The organism is Geobacillus subterraneus (assembly GCF_001618685.1).
Taxonomy (GTDB): domain Bacteria; phylum Bacillota; class Bacilli; order Bacillales; family Anoxybacillaceae; genus Geobacillus; species Geobacillus subterraneus.
The window spans coordinates 2270733-2284996 of record NZ_CP014342.1 but is presented as its reverse complement, the minus strand read 5'-3'; the positions used below and the strand labels follow the sequence as shown (position 1 = coordinate 2284996).

Annotated in this window: 17 protein-coding genes; 13 read left to right on the top strand and 4 right to left on the bottom strand. The window is 53.4% G+C overall.

Annotated elements, in window-relative coordinates; all coding sequences use genetic code 11:
* The first annotated feature begins 478 nt into the window (after positions 1 to 478).
* The 5 genes from pdhA (at position 479) to GS3922_RS11170 (ending at position 5813) form a co-directional block, all read left to right on the top strand.
* Positions 479 to 1588, top strand: a complete 1110-nt coding sequence (pdhA, locus tag GS3922_RS11190; RefSeq protein ID WP_063166428.1) for a pyruvate dehydrogenase (acetyl-transferring) E1 component subunit alpha — start codon at positions 479 to 481, stop codon at positions 1586 to 1588.
* Positions 1589 to 1591: 3 nt separating this feature from the next.
* Positions 1592 to 2569, top strand: a complete 978-nt coding sequence (gene pdhB / locus GS3922_RS11185) for a pyruvate dehydrogenase complex E1 component subunit beta (RefSeq protein ID WP_063166427.1) — start codon at positions 1592 to 1594, stop codon at positions 2567 to 2569.
* 72 nt (positions 2570 to 2641) lie between these two features.
* Positions 2642 to 3937, top strand: a complete 1296-nt coding sequence (locus tag GS3922_RS11180; protein ID WP_063166426.1) for a dihydrolipoamide acetyltransferase family protein — start codon at positions 2642 to 2644, stop codon at positions 3935 to 3937.
* A gap of 4 nt (positions 3938 to 3941) precedes the next feature.
* On the top strand, positions 3942 to 5354 hold the full coding sequence (gene lpdA / locus GS3922_RS11175) for a dihydrolipoyl dehydrogenase (protein ID WP_063166425.1): 1413 nt from the start codon (positions 3942 to 3944) through the stop codon (positions 5352 to 5354).
* A 216-nt stretch (positions 5355 to 5570) separates the two neighbouring features.
* Entirely contained in the window at positions 5571 to 5813 is a 243-nt protein-coding gene (locus GS3922_RS11170) for a hypothetical protein (RefSeq protein ID WP_063166424.1), read from the top strand.
* 125 nt (positions 5814 to 5938) lie between these two features.
* Here the strand turns inward: GS3922_RS11170 and GS3922_RS11165 are convergent, their stop codons facing one another.
* The gene (locus tag GS3922_RS11165; RefSeq protein ID WP_063166423.1) at positions 5939 to 6316 is read right to left on the bottom strand and encodes a DUF1885 family protein; all 378 of its coding nucleotides are present in this window, start codon (positions 6314 to 6316) and stop codon (positions 5939 to 5941) included.
* 201 nt (positions 6317 to 6517) lie between these two features.
* Here GS3922_RS11165 and GS3922_RS11160 point away from each other — a divergent pair, with 201 nt between their 5' ends.
* Positions 6518 to 6643, top strand: a complete 126-nt coding sequence (locus GS3922_RS11160) for a GapA-binding peptide SR1P (protein ID WP_063167392.1) — start codon at positions 6518 to 6520, stop codon at positions 6641 to 6643.
* 114 nt (positions 6644 to 6757) lie between these two features.
* Here the strand turns inward: GS3922_RS11160 and GS3922_RS11155 are convergent, their stop codons facing one another.
* A complete protein-coding gene (locus tag GS3922_RS11155) occupies positions 6758 to 8230 on the bottom strand; it encodes an aminotransferase class I/II-fold pyridoxal phosphate-dependent enzyme (protein ID WP_063166422.1) in 1473 nt (490 codons plus the stop codon).
* 156 nt (positions 8231 to 8386) lie between these two features.
* Here GS3922_RS11155 and GS3922_RS11150 point away from each other — a divergent pair, with 156 nt between their 5' ends.
* The 4 genes from GS3922_RS11150 to GS3922_RS11135 all read left to right on the top strand — a co-directional run bounded on the left by GS3922_RS11150 (position 8387) and on the right by GS3922_RS11135 (position 10867).
* A complete protein-coding gene (locus tag GS3922_RS11150; RefSeq protein WP_063166421.1) occupies positions 8387 to 9346 on the top strand; it encodes an NAD(P)H-dependent flavin oxidoreductase in 960 nt (319 codons plus the stop codon).
* A 16-nt stretch (positions 9347 to 9362) separates the two neighbouring features.
* Positions 9363 to 9659: a UPF0223 family protein gene (locus GS3922_RS11145; protein ID WP_063166420.1), complete on the top strand. Its 297-nt coding sequence runs from the start codon at positions 9363 to 9365 to the stop codon at positions 9657 to 9659.
* 97 nt (positions 9660 to 9756) lie between these two features.
* Positions 9757 to 9972 (top strand): hypothetical protein, encoded by a 216-nt coding sequence (locus GS3922_RS11140; RefSeq protein WP_172796445.1) that lies wholly within the window; start codon positions 9757 to 9759, stop codon positions 9970 to 9972.
* 100 nt (positions 9973 to 10072) lie between these two features.
* Positions 10073 to 10867, top strand: a complete 795-nt coding sequence (locus GS3922_RS11135; RefSeq protein ID WP_063166419.1) for an inositol monophosphatase family protein — start codon at positions 10073 to 10075, stop codon at positions 10865 to 10867.
* Between the two features lie 52 nt (positions 10868 to 10919).
* Here the strand turns inward: GS3922_RS11135 and GS3922_RS17890 are convergent, their stop codons facing one another.
* Positions 10920 to 11093 (bottom strand): DUF5325 family protein, encoded by a 174-nt coding sequence (locus GS3922_RS17890; RefSeq protein WP_168157888.1) that lies wholly within the window; start codon positions 11091 to 11093, stop codon positions 10920 to 10922.
* Positions 11094 to 11210: 117 nt separating this feature from the next.
* On the opposite strand from GS3922_RS17890, the gene typA reads away from it, so the two are divergent.
* From typA to GS3922_RS11120, 3 genes are all read left to right on the top strand, one after another.
* A complete protein-coding gene (gene typA / locus GS3922_RS11130; protein ID WP_063166418.1) occupies positions 11211 to 13055 on the top strand; it encodes a translational GTPase TypA in 1845 nt (614 codons plus the stop codon).
* 106 nt (positions 13056 to 13161) lie between these two features.
* Complete coding sequence (locus tag GS3922_RS11125) at positions 13162 to 13470, top strand: YlaH-like family protein (RefSeq protein ID WP_063166417.1); 309 nt, start codon at positions 13162 to 13164, stop codon at positions 13468 to 13470.
* Positions 13471 to 13489: 19 nt separating this feature from the next.
* Entirely contained in the window at positions 13490 to 13774 is a 285-nt protein-coding gene (locus GS3922_RS11120; protein WP_063166416.1) for a hypothetical protein, read from the top strand.
* A gap of 55 nt (positions 13775 to 13829) precedes the next feature.
* Here the strand turns inward: GS3922_RS11120 and GS3922_RS11115 are convergent, their stop codons facing one another.
* The gene (locus GS3922_RS11115; RefSeq protein WP_063166415.1) at positions 13830 to 14030 is read right to left on the bottom strand and encodes a YlaI family protein; all 201 of its coding nucleotides are present in this window, start codon (positions 14028 to 14030) and stop codon (positions 13830 to 13832) included.
* Positions 14031 to 14264: the final 234 nt, after the last annotated feature.

Here is a 14264-nt window from a genome sequence, read left to right as displayed (position 1 = left end):
AACAAAAATGCCCGGCTTCCGTAAATGAAAACGCGGTTGCCTAGATATATTATTGAGGAATAAAGAAAAAGAAGGTTTAAATTTAGAAAACGCTCTCAACAATAAGAAAGATGGCAATATGATTTATATTTTTCCAAAAATATAAAACAGGATTAATACAGATTGTTGAAGATGTAATATAACAGTTTTATAACGTCAGCCTCCGTATTCCAAATTTATCCTTAGTAGTGATAAAGAAAGCAGGGAAAATCAAAGATGTTGACGGCTCTGAAAATAAAGTGTAAACTAAAGTTTGTGAATGGGCATTGTACTAATTTAAAGAGGAAAAACAATAATACAGATTTTTGGTGTTTTATTTGTTTGCCGTTGCCCCGGACGGTGGCCATTTTTTATTTCTTCTTCATTTTGGGTACATTAATAGTATATGGGTGAATGTAGCCTGGTTTCCAAATTTTGATGAAAGGCAGAGGTGAACAAAATGGGTGTGAAGACCTCCCAGTTTCCGTTTGCGGAGCAGCTCGAGAAAGTGGCCGAGCAGTTTCCGATGTTTCAAATTTTGAATGAAGAAGGCGAAATCGTTAATCAAGAGGCGATGCCGGACTTAAGCGATGAGCAGCTGAAAGAGCTGATGCGCCGCATGGTGTATACGCGCATTCTCGACCAGCGCTCCATTTCGTTAAACCGCCAAGGCCGTCTCGGTTTTTACGCGCCGACTGCCGGGCAAGAGGCGAGCCAAATCGCCAGCCATTTTGCGCTTGAAAAAGAGGACTTCATTTTGCCGGGATACCGGGACGTTCCGCAAATCATCTGGCACGGGCTGCCGCTTTACCAAGCATTTTTGTTCTCGCGCGGCCATTTCCACGGCAACCAAATTCCAGAAGGCGTCAACGTCTTGCCGCCGCAAATCATCATCGGCGCCCAATACATTCAAGCAGCCGGCGTGGCGCTTGGGCTGAAAATGCGGGGGAAAAAAGCGGTAGCCATTACATACACGGGTGACGGCGGCACATCGCAAGGCGACTTCTATGAAGGGATCAACTTTGCGGGGGCGTTTAAAGCGCCGGCCATCTTTGTCGTGCAAAACAACCGTTTTGCCATCTCGACGCCGGTTGAAAAGCAAACGATCGCCAAAACATTGGCGCAAAAAGCGGTTGCTGCCGGCATTCCGGGCATCCAAGTCGACGGCATGGATGCGCTTGCGGTCTATGCAGCGGTGAAAGCAGCCCGCGAGCGCGCCATTAACGGCGAAGGGCCGACGCTTATCGAAACGCTTTGCTTCCGTTACGGTCCGCACACAATGTCCGGCGACGATCCGACTCGCTATCGTTCGAAAGAGCTTGAAAACGAATGGGCGAAAAAAGATCCGCTGGTGCGTTTCCGCAAGTTTTTAGAAGCGAAAGGTTTATGGAGCGAGGAAGAAGAAAACCGCGTCATCGAGCAGGCGAAAGAGGATATCAAAGAGGCGATCAAAAAAGCAGACGAAACGCCGAAGCAAAAAGTGACCGACTTGATCAGCATCATGTACGAAGAGCTGCCGTTTAACTTGAAAGAGCAGTATGAAATTTATAAAGAGAAGGAGTCGAAGTAAGCCATGGCGCAAATGACAATGGTTCAAGCGATCACCGATGCGCTGCGCATCGAGTTGAAAAACGATCCGAACGTGCTTGTTTTCGGGGAAGACGTTGGGGTCAACGGCGGCGTATTCCGGGCGACCGAAGGGCTGCAAGCCGAATTCGGTGAAGAGCGCGTGTTTGACACGCCGCTGGCCGAATCGGGAATCGGCGGTTTGGCAATCGGCTTGGCGCTGCAAGGATTTCGTCCGGTGCCGGAAATCCAGTTTTTTGGCTTCGTTTACGAAGTGATGGATTCGATTTCCGGACAAATGGCGCGCATTCGCTATCGCACCGGCGGCCGCTACCATATGCCGATTACGGTCCGCTCACCGTTTGGCGGCGGCGTCCATACGCCGGAATTGCACTCGGACAGCCTAGAAGGGCTTGTCGCCCAGCAGCCAGGGCTGAAGGTCGTGATTCCGTCGACGCCGTATGACGCCAAAGGGCTGCTCATTTCGGCGATCCGCGACAACGATCCGGTCATTTTCCTTGAACATTTGAAGCTGTACCGCTCGTTCCGCCAAGAAGTGCCGGAAGGGGAGTACACGATTCCGATCGGCAAAGCGGACGTGAAGCGTGAAGGAAAAGACATCACGATCATCGCTTACGGCGCCATGGTGCATGAATCGTTAAAAGCGGCGGCAGAATTAGAGAAGGAAGGCATTTCTGCCGAAGTCGTCGACTTGCGCACCGTGCAGCCGCTCGATATCGAAACGATTATCGGCTCGGTGGAGAAAACAGGCCGCGCCATCGTCGTTCAAGAAGCGCAGCGGCAGGCTGGCATCGCCGCCAACGTCGTTGCTGAAATTAACGAACGGGCCATTTTAAGCCTCGAGGCGCCGGTGCTCCGCGTTGCCGCGCCGGATACCGTGTATCCGTTCGCCCAAGCGGAATCGGTGTGGCTGCCGAACTTTAAAGATGTCATGGAAACGGCGAAGAAAGTGATGAACTTCTAATAGCGGACAAGCCGGGGGAACGGAACGCTTTCCCCCGCCTATTTTCGGCAAACGATAGGAGGTCGACCTACAGTGGCATTTGAATTTAAGCTGCCGGACATTGGCGAAGGCATTCATGAAGGCGAGATCGTTAAATGGTTTGTGAAGCCGGGCGATGAAGTGAACGAAGATGACGTATTGTGCGAAGTGCAAAACGACAAGGCGGTCGTGGAAATTCCGTCCCCGGTGAAAGGGAAAGTGCTTGAGATCCTCGTCCCGGAAGGAACGGTCGCAACGGTCGGACAAACGCTCATTACGCTTGATGCGCCGGGATATGAAAACATGACGTTTAAAGGGCAAGAGCACGAAGAAGAGACGAAAAAAGAGGAAAAAACGGAAACGGTGTCGAAAGAGGAAAACGTTGGGGCCGCTGCCCCGGCAGCCGCAGCGGAAGCCGATCCAAACCGCCGCGTCATCGCGATGCCGTCTGTGCGCAAATATGCGCGTGAAAAAGGAGTGGACATTCGCCTCGTTCAAGGGACGGGCAAAAATGGCCGCGTCTTAAAAGAAGATGTCGACGCTTTCCTCGCCGGCGGCGCGCAACCGGCAGCCCAACCGGCTCCGGCACCGGAAGTTGAAGAAAAAGCAGCGCCGGCAGCGGCGAAACCGGCTGTGCCGGAAGGCGAATTCCCGGAAACGCGCGAGAAAATGAGCGGCATTCGCCGGGCGATCGCCAAAGCGATGGTGCATTCGAAACATACAGCTCCGCATGTGACGCTCATGGACGAAGCCGACGTGACGAAACTCGTTGCCCACCGGAAAAAGTTCAAGGCGATCGCAGCGGAAAAAGGCATCAAGCTGACGTTCTTGCCGTATGTCGTCAAAGCGCTCGTTTCGGCGCTGCGTGAATATCCAGTGCTGAATACGTCGATCGATGATGAAACGGAAGAAATCATCCATAAGCATTATTACAACATCGGCATCGCTGCTGACACGGACCGTGGTTTGCTCGTGCCGGTCATTAAACATGCTGACCGGAAGCCGATTTTCGCGTTGGCGCAAGAAATTAACGAGCTCGCTGAAAAAGCGCGCGACGGCAAACTAGCGCCAAATGAAATGAAAGGCGCATCGTGCACGATTACGAACATCGGCTCCGCCGGCGGGCAATGGTTCACCCCGGTCATCAATCATCCGGAGGTAGCGATTCTTGGCATCGGCCGCATCGCGGAAAAACCGATCGTTCGCGACGGTGAAATCGTCGCCGCTCCGGTCCTGGCGCTTTCGTTGAGCTTTGACCATCGAATGATCGACGGAGCGACGGCGCAAAAAGCGCTCAACCACATAAAACGGCTGTTAAGCGACCCAGAACTATTATTAATGGAGGCGTAAAACGATGGTAGTTGGCGATTTTGCAATTGAAACGGAAACGCTCGTCGTCGGCGCCGGCCCTGGCGGCTATGTCGCCGCCATCCGCGCCGCACAGCTCGGCCAAAAAGTGACGATTGTTGAAAAAGGGAATTTAGGCGGCGTCTGCTTAAATGTCGGCTGCATCCCGTCGAAAGCGCTCATCTCGGCCAGCCATCGCTATGAGCAGGCGAAACATTCCGAGGAGATAGGCATTAAGGCAGAAAACGTCACGGTAGACTTCTCAAAAGTGCAGGAATGGAAGGCAAGCGTCGTCAAAAAGTTGACGGGCGGCGTTGAAGGGCTGTTAAAAGGAAACAAAGTGGAGATTGTCAAAGGGGAAGCCTATTTCGTCGATGCGAACACGGTGCGTGTCGTCAACGGCGACAGCGCGCAGACGTACACGTTTAAAAACGCTATTATCGCCACCGGTTCGCGCCCGATTGAGCTGCCGAACTTCAAGTTTTCTAACCGCATTCTCGACTCGACCGGAGCGCTCAGCCTCGGGGAAATTCCGAAATCGCTCGTCGTCATCGGCGGCGGCTACATCGGCATCGAGCTTGGTACAGCTTACGCCAACTTCGGAACGAAAGTGACGATTTTAGAAGGGGCCGGCGAAATCTTATCCGGTTTTGAAAAGCAAATGGCGGCCATCATTAAACGCCGCCTAAAGAAAAAAGGCGTCGAAGTGGTAACGAATGCGCTCGCAAAAGGTGCCGAAGAGCGCGCAGATGGCGTTACCGTCACGTACGAAGCCAACGGTGAAACGAAAACCGTTGACGCTGACTACGTGCTTGTGACGGTCGGCCGCCGGCCGAACACCGACGAGCTCGGCCTTGAACAAATCGGCATTAAAATGACGGACCGCGGCTTAATTGAAGTGGATCAACAATGCCGCACAAGCGTCCCGAACATTTTCGCCATCGGCGACATCGTGCCGGGGCCAGCGCTTGCCCATAAGGCATCGTATGAAGGGAAAGTAGCGGCCGAAGCCATCGCCGGCCATCCGTCCGTCGTTGATTATGTCGCCATTCCGGCGGTCGTTTTCTCCGATCCGGAATGCGCTTCGGTTGGCTACTTTGAGCAGCAGGCGAAAGATGAAGGCATCGATGTCATCGCGGCGAAGTTTCCGTTTGCCGCCAATGGCCGCGCCTTGGCGTTAAACGACACGGACGGCTTCCTGAAGCTTGTCGTCCGCAAAGAAGACGGCGTCGTCATCGGAGCGCAAATCATCGGTCCGAGCGCATCCGATATGATCGCCGAGCTGGGATTGGCCATTGAAGCCGGCATGACGGCAGAAGACATCGCATTGACGATCCATGCCCATCCGACGCTTGGGGAAATCGCCATGGAAGCGGCCGAGGTGGCGCTTGGCACACCGATTCATATCATTGCGAAGTAACGGCAATGCGACCGGATTGAAGCGCGGACTTCATCCGGTCGCTTTTTATATTGAGATGGCCGTTTCGGAGTAACGGCTGGCCGAAGAGGGACGGTTTTTGTTTGTTTATGCCCCCACCAAAGCGGATGATCATCCATTTCTTGTCCAACTTCCCATACTATTTTCCGCTGTTGTTTCATATCGTTATGGTAAAGAAAAGCGGGAGATGGGGTCAAAATGAAAGCGTATGTTGCCTTTTTGCTGCAGATGATGATTTGGAGCAGTTTTTCATTAATCGAGTGGTTGTCAGGGCGGGATCGGCTGTTTTTCCGTGGGCTGATGTTGTGCGTCTTTATGTACATCGCGTTTTTGCTGGCGCGCCAGCTCGGCTTGGCAACGCGGAAGGCAGCGCTGACGACGGTCGTAACGGCAGCTGTTTATTTTGCCGGCCAGCATTTCATTTGGCAAGCCGTCCATTGACTCACCCCGCTTATCCGCGGCTTGAGCCAAGGATTCCGGCGTTCCCCTTTCAGCGAGGCAAGTCCGGTTGCCGCTTCTCTATCCGTCTTTGGAGCCATAAAAAACAGCGGTTGAACACCCGCTGTTTACAAGCCGCCAAATGTCATCGTTCGGCCGCTGAACAAATGCAGTTCACCGCCAAGCGTTTTCGCCAGCCATTTGCTGAATTCATTCGCTTTCCCTTTATCCCCGTTTGTCGCTCCCGGCGGCAGCGCCACATCAATGAACGTTTCTTCTCCGGCTGTTTGCACCGAAATGGCCATTCCTTTGTATAGACGGCCGTCCCCTTGCAAATATAGCACAGCCTCGCGTTCATGCACCGTATACGGGAAAGCGGCCTGTTCGTACGCCCAGCCGAGCTGCTCCCCGGTTTTGCTTAACGCCGTCCGGTAGCGCTCGAGCAGCTGTTTCGCTTCCTCGATTGTAATCGTTTTCCCTTCCGGCAGCTTCAGGCGCGTGTTCAACTCTCCTCTCTCCTTTCACCAACCTTTTGTCTCTTTATGTTCATTGTACCACGTTTTTCCGGCCGAGGGCGAAAAAGTTTGCGGATGGAAAAAGTGATCCTTTTTTTAAATGTGACATACAGATTAGGGGTTGACAATCAAAATATGATATATTATTATAAAGTCAACAACGAAATTTATCATCATAAAGGGGTTTTGGGGATGGGCACGATCGTATGTCAAGCGTGCGAAGCGACGATTGCGTATTTTGAAGACGAAAAAGTGACAACGCTTTACGGAAAATGCGATTGCTGCGAACACGACGACGAAGGCGGAGAAAGAGAGTAAGACGGTCAAACAAACGGGGGAAGGAACGGATAGGCGCACATGTGAAAGGGGCACATGTGCGCCGTTTGTTTTGCCCAAAAAAAGCACAAGCCGGTGTTTGCCCAGCCTGTGCGGTCAGCGAATCGGTTTATATTCTTTAATCACGCGCAACGTTTGCAGCGTATCATCTTCCGGGCCTTGAACGGGAAGGCCGGCGGCCAAATTCGTTTCGATGTACTTCAAGTTTTCTTCCGTAATGATCTCGCCCGGGATAAAAATCGGGATGCCCGGCGGGTACACCATCACAAACTCGGCGATAATCCGGCCCGCCGACTCGTGAAACGGCACGATTTCCGTTTCGGCATAAAACGCATCGCGCGGCGTCAAGGCGAGCGCTGGGATGTCCGGGAGCAGCACTTTCGGTTTCACCCCTTTTTCAGCTTGGTAGCTGAATTGCTCTGATAAGCGGCGGAGCGCCTCGACGAGCAGGCTGGCCTCGCGCTCGCCATCACCCGGGGTGATGATGCACAAAATGTTATATAAGTCGGAAAGTTCCACTTCGATGTGGTACGTTTCCCGGAGCCATTGCTCAACATCATGGCCGGTCAATCCGAGCTCTTTGACAGAAATGATCAGCTTCGTTGGATCGTAGTCGTATGTCGCCTCTGTGCCTAGAATTTCCTCGCCGACGCAATATAAATACGGGATCTCGTTGATTTGCCGCCGCGTCCAGTCGGCGAGGCGGATCGCCTTGTCAATGAGTTCCCGCCCTTTCGTCGCCAGCTGTTTGCGGGCGACATCGAGCGAAGCAAGCAGCAAATACGATGTCGACGTCGTCGTTAACATGCTTAAAATCGCCTGTACATGTTTAGCCGAGACGAGCCCTTCGCGCACGTTTAAAATCGAACTTTGCGTCAGCGATCCACCGAGCTTATGAACGCTTGTCGCCGCCATATCGGCGCCGGCTTGCATCGCCGAGAGCGGCAAGTCTTCGTGAAAATGGATGTGCACTCCGTGCGCTTCGTCAACGAGTACAGGAACATTATACGAGTGGGCGATCTCGACGATTTTTTTCAAGTCGCCGGCAATGCCGAAGTACGTCGGGTTGATGACGAGCACTCCTTTGGCGTCCGGGTGCTGCTCAAGCGCTTTTTCCACCGCCTGCGGCGTAATGCCGTGCGAAATGCCGAGCTCCTTATCGATTTCCGGATGGATAAAAATCGGCGTGGCTCCGGAAAACACGATCGCCGACATCACTGATTTATGGACGTTGCGCGGTACAATGATTTTATCGCCCGGTCCGGCGACCGACATGACCATCGCCATAATCGCGCCGCTCGTCCCTTGAACCGAGAAAAACGTATAATCGGCGCCAAACGCTTCAGCAGCGAGCTCTTGCGCCCGCTTAATCATCCCTTTCGGATGGTGCAAATCATCGAGCGGGCTGATGTTGATTAAATCGATCGCCAAGGCGTTTTCGCCGATGAAGGCGCGAAATTCCGGATCCATGCCGGCTCCTTTTTTATGGCCGGGAATGTGAAATTGGACCGGATCTTTTTTGGCGTGTTCCAGCAGTCCGGTAAACAATGGTGTTTCAAGTTGCGACAATGGTTTTCCACACCTCTTTACCTTAAAATAAAACAAATGCATTATAGCATTTATTTTTTCGTTTGCAAAGAAGAAATGAATGTCACGCGAAAAAAGGAAAACAGCGATGCAAACAAGAAATAAAAGAAGAATAAAACGAAAAGGAGGCGCAAGATGATGGAATGGAAAACGAGAGTGACAGAACTGCTTGGCATTACATACCCGATCATTCAAGGGGGGCTTGCCTACTTGGCGTACGCCGATTTGGCCGCGGCTGTCTCGAATGCGGGCGGCCTCGGACAAATTACGGCGATGTCGCTTGAAAGCCCGGAGCGGCTGCGCGAGGAAATCCGCAAAGTGAAAGACAAAACCGACCGGCCGTTTGGAGTTAATTTTGCCATCGGCCAGCACGGCCGCCCGTTCGCTCATATGCTTGAGGCGGCGCTTGATGAGGGCGTGCCGGTCGTCTCGGTCACCGGCGGCAATCCGGCGCCGTTTTTTGAACTGCTGAAAGGAACGAACGTCAAAACATTAGTGCTTGTCGCAGCTGTTCGCCAAGCGGTCAAAGCGGAAGAGCTTGGCGCCGATGCGGTGATGGTCGTCGGGCAGGAAGGGGGCGGCCACCTTGGCAAATATGACACCGGCACGTTCGTCCTCATCCCGAAAGTCGTTGATTCCGTATCGATTCCGGTCATCGCCTCTGGCGGCATCGCCGATGGGCGCGGGCTGATGGCGGCGCTGGCGCTCGGGGCCGAAGGAATCGAAATGGGGACGCGGTTTATTGCCACGAAAGAATGCGTCCACGCCCATCCGGTGTATAAAGAAATGATCGTTAACGCCACGGAGCATGACACGGTTGTCATTAAACGGTCGCTCGGGGCGCCGGGGCGGGCGATCGCCAACCAGTGGACGGAAAAAATATTGGAAATCGAGCGCCAAGGCGGCACGTACGAAGACTTGAAAGAATATATTAGCGGGGAGGCAAACCGGCGCTTCATTTATGAAGGAAAGGTGGATGAAGGGTTCGCTTGGGCCGGGCAGGCGATCGGGCTCATTCGCGACATTCCGTCCGTCGCGGAGCTGTTTGCCCGCATGATCGGTGAGGCGGAACAAATTCGGCGCCGCTGGGCAAACTAACGGCGGAGGTGAAACAATGGGGTATTCCTACCCGTTTTCCTATGATTGGTCAACAAAGGAAATCATTGATGTCATTAAATTTTTTACGGCGGTTGAAACGGTGTATGAACGAGGGATGAGGCGCGAAGAGCTGATGGACGTCTACCGTCGGTTCAAAGAGATCGTCCCGTCGAAAAGCGAGGAAAACCGGCTGTATGCCGAGTTTGAAAAAGAAAGCGGCTATTCGTCGTATGCGGTCATGAAGCGGGCGAAAGAGGCGAAAAACGGTGACTGGATCCGCATCGAACCAAGCGGGCTGAAGCGCGGTAGGTAAATGCACAAATTAGTTGCATACACCCCTTTTTCCACATAATATAATATAAAACAAAACGAAGCAGCACATTCCGTGAAGGGCGCCGGAAGTTTAGCGGATGATATGGAAAGGGGTGCGGACGGGGATGAAAAAAACCGCCAATTCGCTGAAACGGCCAGACGGAGACAAACGCATGGCGGTGTTGCGGCTCGAACTTGATTACGAATTAGCGACGCTGTATGAAGCCATGATGGAAAATGATGAAGAAAAGAAAAGAGAGTGCAAACGGCGGCTTGAAAAGCTGCGCCAAGAACTGATGCGCCTTCAAGTATGACCATTTTTAAGGCGAACCATCTTTGCGGTTCGTTTTTTTCTTGAACGGTGCCCACCCCTTTCCGGTTGCTGCATACATAACGAAGGCAGGAGGAATCGACATGGCAGGAAAATGGGAAGAGATCGACCAATATGCCCGGCAATGGATTAAAGAAGCAGGACGGCGCATTCGCGCCTCGTTTGCCGAACAGCTGACTGTCGAAGCGAAAGAAAATCGCAACGACTTAGTAACAAACGTTGATCGCGGCATTGAACAATTTTTTGCCGAACACATCCGCCGTCAGTTTCCCAGCCATCATGTATTGGGTGAAGAAGGGTTCGGCGATGAACTCGCTGCCTTGGACGGCATTGTATGGGTCATTGACCCGATTGACGGAACGATGAACTTCATCCACCAGCAGCGTCATTTCGCTGTGTCGGTCGGCATTTTTGAAGATGGAGCCGGCCAGCTTGGCTATGTGTATGACGTCGTCTTTGACGAGCTGTACTCCGCGCAAAAAGGGCGGGGGCTGTTTTTCAACGGCAAGCCGCTCGACCGCCTGCAGCCGGTGCCGATCGCGGAATCGATCATCGCTGTCAACGCGACATGGCTGATGGAAAACCGCCGCATCGACCACCGTCCGCTCGTGCGGCTGGCCAAAGAGGCGCGCGGCACGCGTTCGTATGGGTCGGCGGCGCTCGAGCTGGCGTATGTTGCTGCCGGACGTTTGGATGCGTATATTTCACCGCGCCTGTCGCCATGGGATTTTGCCGGCGGGATGATTTTAATCGAGGAAGCGGGCGGGGTCGTGACGAACTTAGACGGTGAGCCGCTTGATCTGCTCAGCCGCAATTCGGTGCTCGCCGCCAAACCGGGAGTACACGGGGAAATTTTGCAGCGTTATCTGCAACAATGACAGCGCGGGGCGCCGCAACAAAAAAGGACAAGCCTCTGGAGCTTGTCCTTTTTTATTCGCGCGTCCGTTTTTTATAAGCAAACCCGACGCCCATCATGGCGATAAAAATGAGTGTGGAGGCAGCGATGCCGATGACGCTTTGTTCGGCGATAAAAACGCCGATCGCCATGATGGCGGCAACCGCGAAAATCGCGAGCAGCAGCGGCACGAGCTGGATGCGTTTCATCCGCTTGACTCCTTTCTGGCAAAATAGGCACTTGTTTTTAGTTTACCGGAAAATATGCCGATTTTCTATGGTTGTGATATAATAGACAAGCAGTTTGCCTAATAGGAGTGAACGACATTGACGAATCAACGATTGGATTTGCGCAATATTGCGATTATCGCCCACGTCGACCACGGAAAAACAACGCTCGTCGACCAGCTGCTTCGGCAGTCAGGGACGTTTCGTGAAAACGAGCAAGTCGAGGAGCGGGCGCTTGACCGCAATGATTTGGAGCGGGAGCGCGGCATTACGATTTTGGCGAAGAACACAGCGGTGTTATATAAAGGAACACGCATTAATATTTTAGATACGCCGGGACACGCCGATTTCGGCGGGGAGGTTGAGCGGATTATGCGCCTTGTCGACGGTGTTTTGCTCGTCGTCGACGCATACGAAGGATGCATGCCGCAAACGCGGTTCGTGCTGAAAAAAGCGCTTGAGCAGCAGCTCGTGCCGATCGTCGTCGTCAACAAAATCGACCGCGAGTTCGCCCGCCCGGCGGAAGTCGTCGATGAAGTGATCGATTTATTTATCGAGCTTGGCGCTTCCGAGGAGCAGCTTGAGTTTCCGGTTGTATACACGTCGGCGCTGCGCGGAACATCAAGCCTTGATCCGGACCGGCAAGATGGCGACATGACCGCCTTGTTTGAAACGATCATCCGCCATATTCCGGCGCCGGCTGACAACCGCGACGAGCCGCTGCAATTTCAAGTGGCGCTGCTCGATTACAATGAATACGTCGGCCGCATCGGCATCGGCCGTATCTTTCGCGGCACGATGAAAACCGGCCAGCAAGTCGCTTTGTTAAAGCGCGACGGCGCCGTGAAATTGTTCCGCGTCACGAAGCTGTTTGGCTTTATCGGCTTAAAGCGGATCGAGATTGAAGAGGCGCACGCGGGCGATATCGTCGCTGTCGCCGGAATGGAAGACATTAACGTCGGTGAAACGGTGTGCCCGCCTGACCACCAAGAGCCGCTGCCGCCGCTTCACATTGACGAGCCGACGTTGAAAATGACGTTTCTCGTCAACAACAGCCCGTTTGCCGGGCGTGAAGGCAAGCATGTCACCGCCCGCAAGCTGGAAGAGCGGCTGCGCACCCAGCTTGAGACTGACGTCAGTTTGCGCGTTGAGCCGACGGAGTCGCCGGATGCGTGGGTCGTTTCCGGCCGTGGCGAGCTCCATTTAGCCATTTTAATCGAAAATATGCGCCGTGAAGGATACGAATTGCAAGTATCGAAGCCAGAGGTTATTGTCAAGGAGATCGATGGCGTTCTATGTGAGCCGGTCGAGCGGGTTGTCATCGATGTTCCTGAAGAATACACCGGGGCCGTTATGGAATCGCTGGGCAGCCGCAAAGGCGAGCTTGCTGATATGGTGCACGGCGGCAACGGGCAAGTGCGCCTCGTCTTTCTTGTGCCGTCGCGCGGCTTGATTGGCTACCGGAGCGAGTTTATGTCGCTGACGCGCGGGTATGGCATTTTAAACCACTCGTTTGACCATTACGCCCCGGTGCAGCCCGGTGCAATCGGCGGCCGCCGCCAAGGGGTGCTCGTCTCGATGGAAACCGGCAAGGCGACAGCTTACAGCATCATGCAGCTTGAAGACCGCGGCACGATTTTTGTAGAGCCGGGTACGGAAGTGTATGAAGGGATGATCGTCGGCGAACACAACCGCGAAAACGACCTTGTCGTCAACATTTGCCGCGAAAAACATATTACAAACGTGCGCTCGTCGACGAAAGAGCAGACGGTAACGATGAAAAAGCCGCGTCTTTTGACGCTTGAAGAAGCGCTTGAATATTTGAATGACGATGAATACTGCGAAGTGACGCCAACATCGATCCGCTTGCGCAAAAAAATCTTAAACAAAAGTGAGCGCGAAAAAGCGGAGAAGAAAAAGAAAGCCGCCCAACAGGCGAAATAACAGGCAGCGGACGTATGCATGGCCGCTGGCTGCAGCGCTCAGCGCTTGAGAAATCTGGAATGGCTTAGTTTCGGCAGGCCATCCGGGTGAATGGGGAGGGAACAGTGTGAATGTGCTCGAACGGCTGACGTTTTTCGCTTCACTCTATGACGTGCACGGCAATCCCGAGCGCGGCATGTGGCTGCTTTATGCCACCGTGTTGCTGCTTTCGGCGCTCGTGTATCGGCTTGGCTTTGCCCGCCGCCTGCCGCTGTTAAAAAGCGTCATCATTTATACGTTGCTCGCGCTCGGCTGCACGATTTTGACGTTTTTCGCCGTTTTTTTGCCGGTTGCGGAAGGATTGGCGGTGGCCGCTCTCGTATTAATCATTTACAAAGTTCGCCTCAAGCAGGCGAAACAGGAAGAGAAGCCATAAATAAAAAGGCGGTGGCGCGATGAAATCGGTGCAAGACGCCCTTTACAATTGGCTGACGATTCATCTTGTCGCTGACGCCCGCCCGCACGATGCGGCGGCGCGCGACACGGCGTCGTTTTTTCTCGCCATCTTGGAAAGCGATTTTGGCGTGACGGCGGTGAATGCCGTTAAAGATGAAACGAACGGCCGATACGTTGTCGAATATGTGCGAGGCGGGGAAAAAAAGTCGGCCTATTTTCCTGTGGAGTTGGCCGAGGCAATGTGGCGGCAAATCGAAGCGGAACCAGAAAAGTACGGTTCGTAGCAGTGAAAGACGGCACTGAAAAGCGATCGCTTTTCAGTGCCGTCCCTTTTTGCGGTCACCAGTCATCGTCAGCGCGGACGCCGCGGTAGAAACGGAATTTTCCGGTCGCCAGTCGCTGCTTTGTTTTTTCAGCAATGCGGTCATGGCATTGGCGGCACATATACGTATGGATCGGGCGGTTGCGCAGCCGTTTGGCGAGCGGTGATTCATCATCAATCGTATCAATTTGTTCGCAAAGCATACATTTGACTCTCATTGTTCACCTCACTGAATCTCCCGACGGCGGACGCCGCGGGGGTCTTGCGTACAGAAGGGGTTCTCATGCACTGCGTGCCAAGCTCGCCCTTGTTCCGCAAGACGTTCATGGGCAAACACCCCAAGTGGTGCTTAACGCCCTGTACGCCCGATGCAAAACGTGGAATGTTTCCTCTCTGCAGGAACATTATATCATCTTCCACGACGCCAAAGCAATCGGCTCATTCCATGTCAA